General features: G+C 63.0%; 4 protein-coding genes and 1 pseudogene. 4 read left to right on the forward strand and 1 reads right to left on the reverse strand.

Annotation, left to right across the window (positions count from 1 at the left end):
* Positions 1 to 36: 36 nt before the first annotated feature.
* Positions 37 to 660, forward strand: a complete 624-nt coding sequence (locus tag AC1DX0_RS32035; RefSeq protein WP_477223003.1) for a TadE/TadG family type IV pilus assembly protein — start codon at positions 37 to 39, stop codon at positions 658 to 660.
* A 5-nt stretch (positions 661 to 665) separates the two neighbouring features.
* Here the strand turns inward: AC1DX0_RS32035 and AC1DX0_RS32040 are convergent, their stop codons facing one another.
* Complete coding sequence (locus AC1DX0_RS32040) at positions 666 to 1,589, reverse strand: phosphate/phosphite/phosphonate ABC transporter substrate-binding protein (RefSeq protein WP_477223004.1); 924 nt, start codon at positions 1,587 to 1,589, stop codon at positions 666 to 668.
* A gap of 130 nt (positions 1,590 to 1,719) precedes the next feature.
* Here AC1DX0_RS32040 and AC1DX0_RS32045 point away from each other — a divergent pair, with 130 nt between their 5' ends.
* From AC1DX0_RS32045 to AC1DX0_RS32055, 3 genes and pseudogenes are all read left to right on the forward strand, one after another.
* The gene (locus AC1DX0_RS32045) at positions 1,720 to 2,961 is read left to right on the forward strand and encodes a phosphopentomutase (protein WP_477358421.1); all 1,242 of its coding nucleotides are present in this window, start codon (positions 1,720 to 1,722) and stop codon (positions 2,959 to 2,961) included.
* Positions 2,954 to 3,844, forward strand: coding sequence for a bifunctional DNA-formamidopyrimidine glycosylase/DNA-(apurinic or apyrimidinic site) lyase (gene mutM / locus AC1DX0_RS32050; RefSeq protein WP_477223006.1), 891 nt, complete (start codon positions 2,954 to 2,956; stop codon positions 3,842 to 3,844). Before AC1DX0_RS32045 ends, mutM begins: the two co-directional genes overlap by 8 nt.
* A 118-nt stretch (positions 3,845 to 3,962) precedes the next feature.
* Positions 3,963 to 4,087, forward strand: a pseudogene (locus AC1DX0_RS32055) (enoyl-CoA hydratase); the annotation flags it as partial.

The raw sequence follows: 4,087 nt of genomic DNA on the forward strand, positions 1-4,087 counted from the left end.
GAGTACGGAAGCACCAACAAGAAAAAAGGCAATGGCATGATGCGTGCGGGGGCACATCCGGGAATTGCAGGACTCTGGAGCAAGGCAGTCGGATTCTGCTCCAATCGCCGTGGGGTGGCGGCGGTCGAGTTCGCTCTTATCGTTCCTATCCTGCTGGTCATGTACTTCATGACGATGGAGGCTTCGCAGGCCATCGAGACCAGCAAGAAGGTCAGCCGCATCGGCAGCATGGTTGCCGACCTCGTCACGCAGCAACCGACCATCGTCAAGGCGGATCTCGACGCCATCATGAAAATCGGCACCTCGACCATCCAGCCCTACAACCGCTCGACGCCGAACATCACCATCACGGCAATACAGGTCACCACCGATGCGACGCCCCTGGTGAAGGTGGTGTGGTCACGCAAGGTTGCCAGTGGCGTTTATAGTGTCGGGGCCGCCGCAGGCACAGCCACCACGGTTCCGACAACGCTCAGGGTGGCCGGCACCTTCCTCATCCGCGTCGAAAGCAATCTGAGCTATTCGCCGATGATCAACTGGCAGTCGGACACCCAGCAAAAGCTCGGATTGACACAATCGCTCACCACGACGATCCCGATGGGCGAGACCTACTATCTGCGCCCGCGCAGAAGCCTGACGATCCCCTGCGGCGATTGCTGAAGACTTTACTGCTGCTCACCACCTGTCGACACCAGGCGCACGATGGCTTGCGCCGTCGCATAGTCCTTTGGGGCCACGGTCAGAAAGCCGCCGGAGTGTTTCGATTCCAGGAGATCGTAAACATCCGGCGTCGTCGATTTGAGGTTGGTCAGGAACACGGTCAGCCGACGCTTGGCTTCCGGGTCGAGATCAGTGCGTACGGCATGGGGACCGTACCTCAGCAGGCCCGACATCCACACGACCTGGAGAGCCGACGGCGAAAGGCCGGCTGCTTCGAGCCTTGCCTGCGTGCCATCAGATAGCAGCGGCTGACCGTCGGCTGCTGCCCTCACCCAGCCGAACGAGGCGTCAGCCTGGCCGTCGACAAGCATGGTTTCGGCCGCGGACGTGGAATCGGCATGGATCAGAAACGGGGCATCCTCAGTGATCTTGACGTGTTCGGCGGCCAGCTCCGCCAGCGGCAAAAGCGAGCCCCCGACGCTGTCCGGCGGCGGCATAGCGATCCGTTGCGTCTCCATCGCCGCCAGGTCGGACAGCTTGCCGTCCCTGGTCAGCAGTACGGAGCGGATGCCGGCCGCACCGTCGGAATCGACCGGCGCCACAAGCGGCTCGATGCATCCGCAACGCTGCAGCGCCGTGGCATAAGCCGTCGCCGAATAGATGGCGTACTCGATCCGGGCGTTGGCTTGCGCCTCGATCAGTGCCGCATAATCGCGCGCAACGACGAACTCGACCTTCATGCCAAGCGCGTTGGTAAAGGATTGCGTCAGCAGCGCCAGCCCCGGAACAGTGTTGCCGCCGCCAGGCTCGGCGACGATGCCGATGCGAAATGTGCCGATATCATCACGCCAGTCGGCCAGCGCCGGTCCACACCAGAGCGCGCCGTGCACGATCATGAGAGCGGTGCACGCCTTCAGCACAGCGTTCATGGCAAGACCGTCCTGCGTTTTATCCGATGCATGCCCACTATCGCGCCAAGCCGTTGCCGTTTGGTTTCCGAATTGCCAATGCCGCCGTGGAACCCTATGTCTGGGCGTCCACACTGGCAACAATGACCCGATGGCGCGTGCTTTTCTCTTTGTCCTGGATTCCTTCGGCATCGGCGGCGCGGCCGACGCCGAACGCTATGGCGACGCCGGCGCCAACACGCTCGCGCACATCGCCGAAGCTTGCGCCGAAGGGCGCGCGGATCGCGAGGGGCTTCGACAAGGGCCGCTGTTTGTCCCGCACATGGCATCGCTCGGACTTGGCAAGGCGGCCGAGACGGCGACAGGATTGGGTTTTGCCCATTTCGGGACGGATCTGCTCGCCAATGCCTTCCATGGTGCGGCGCAGGAAGTTTCGAGCGGCAAGGACACACCCTCCGGACACTGGGAGATCGCGGCCCTGCCCGTGCGGTTCGACTGGGGTTATTTCCCGGATACGGTTCCCGCCTTTCCGGCTGATCTGACCGCGGCGATGATCCGCGAGGGCGAGGTTTCAGGCATTCTCGGCAACTGCCATGCGCCGGGCACAGAGATCATCGAACGGTTCGGTGAGGAACACATCCGCACCGGCAAGCCGATCTGTTACACCTCCGTCGACTCGGTCCTGCAGATCGCCGCGCATGAAGTCCATTTCGGCTTGGAGCGGCTTTATGAATTCTGCCAGGTGGTGCGCCGGCTGGTCGATCCGCTCAGGATCGGACGCGTGATCGCGCGGCCATTCGTCGGCGAGACCGCCGCCACCTTCCAGCGAACCTACAACCGCCATGACTACGCGGTGCCGCCGCCGGAGCCGACCTTGCTCGACCGGCTGACGGCGCGGGGAAGCCGCGTTATCGCCGTCGGCAAGATCGGCGACATCTTTGCCCATCGCGGWATTTCGGAAGTGCGCAAGGCYSCSGGCAACATGGCSATGTTCGACRAGGCGCTSGGYGCGATGGATGATGCCGGTAACGGCGATCTCGTTTTCGCCAATTTCGTCGATTTCGACACCGAATTCGGCCATCGCCGCGAYGTCGCCGGCTATGCCGCCGCGCTCGAGGCCTTCGACCGGCGSCTGCCGGAAGCACTCGCAAAGCTGCAGCTGGGCGACCTTCTCATCCTGACGGCCGACCACGGCAATGATCCGACCTGGAGAGGGACAGATCATACGCGTGAACGCATCCCGGTGATTGGCATGGGACCCGGTTTGAGAGGTGGCGACATCGGACTGAGAACGACATTCGCCGATATCGGCGAGACCGTCGCAGAACACCTCGGGCTGGCGCCCGGCCGCCACGGCACTTCTTTCCATGCGATGATTGGCGGCCATGCCTGAATTGCCCGAAGTCGAAACAGTCCGGCGTGGCCTGCAGCCGGTCCTTGAAGGTGCCCGTCTGACCAAGGTCGAGGCGCGACGGCCGGATCTGCGGTTTCCCTTTCCCGAACGGTTTTCGGAACGGCTGACCGGCAGGACCATCACGGCGCTCGGTCGCCGAGCCAAATATCTGACCATGCATGTGCAGGACGGCCCGGTGCTGATCTGCCATCTCGGCATGTCGGGCTCCTTTCGCATCGAGACCGACGACGACGGCGAGACACAAGGCGTGTTCCACCACGAACGTTCGAAAAGCACGGCGCACGACCATGTCGTGTTCGATGTCGTCGCCGCCAACGGCGCCCGGTCCCGCGTGATCTTCAACGACCCGCGCCGCTTCGGTTTCATGCTGTTTGCGGAAGGGCCGCCGGAGACGCATCCTATGCTGGCCGGACTGGGCGTCGAGCCCACCGGCAATGCGCTGGACGGCGTGCTGCTCGCCTCGTTGCTGAAAGGCCGCAGATCGCCGCTGAAGGCAGCGCTTCTCGACCAGAAGCTGATCGCGGGACTTGGCAATATTTACGTCTCGGAGGCGCTCTGGCGTGCCGGCCTGTCGCCCTTGCGCGAGGCGGGCACCATCGCCAAGCCGGGCAAGAGGGCCAAGGAACAAAGCGAACGCCTGGCCGAGGCGATCCGCTCGGTCATATCAGATGCCATCGCGGCTGGCGGGTCGTCGCTGCGCGACTATGTGCACACCGACGGGTCACTGGGCTATTTCCAGCATTCCTTCGCCGTCTACGACCGCGAAGGTGAGCCTTGCCCGAAGCCCGGCTGCGGCGGCCACATCGAGCGCATCGTGCAGAGCGGACGCTCGACCTTCTATTGCCGGACGTGTCAGAGCTGAGTTAGAGCAATTCCAGGAAAAGTGTGAACGGTTTTCCCCGGGAAAAGCGCATAGCGCTTTCCCCAGGGAATTGCGTCAAAACAAAAAGATGGACCGGGTCTAGCGAGGAGAAGCAGCCATGGCCTACKAGACGATCATCGCCGAGACGCGCGGCAAGGTCGCACTGATCACGCTGAACCGGCCAAAGGCGCTCAATGCGCTGAATTCCCAGATCCTTGCCGAACTCGTCGCAGCCGTGAACGG

Source organism: Mesorhizobium sp. P3_A9, assembly GCF_056402975.1.

Excerpts from the sequence above, each read along its gene's own strand:
- AC1DX0_RS32040 (WP_477223004.1), bottom strand. The coding sequence starts at position 1,589 with ATGAACGCTGTGCTGAAGGCGTGCACCGCTCTCATGATCGTGCACGGC.
- AC1DX0_RS32035 (WP_477223003.1), top strand. The coding sequence starts at position 37 with ATGATGCGTGCGGGGGCACATCCGGGAATTGCAGGACTCTGGAGCAAG.
- mutM (WP_477223006.1), top strand. The coding sequence starts at position 2,954 with ATGCCTGAATTGCCCGAAGTCGAAACAGTCCGGCGTGGCCTGCAGCCG.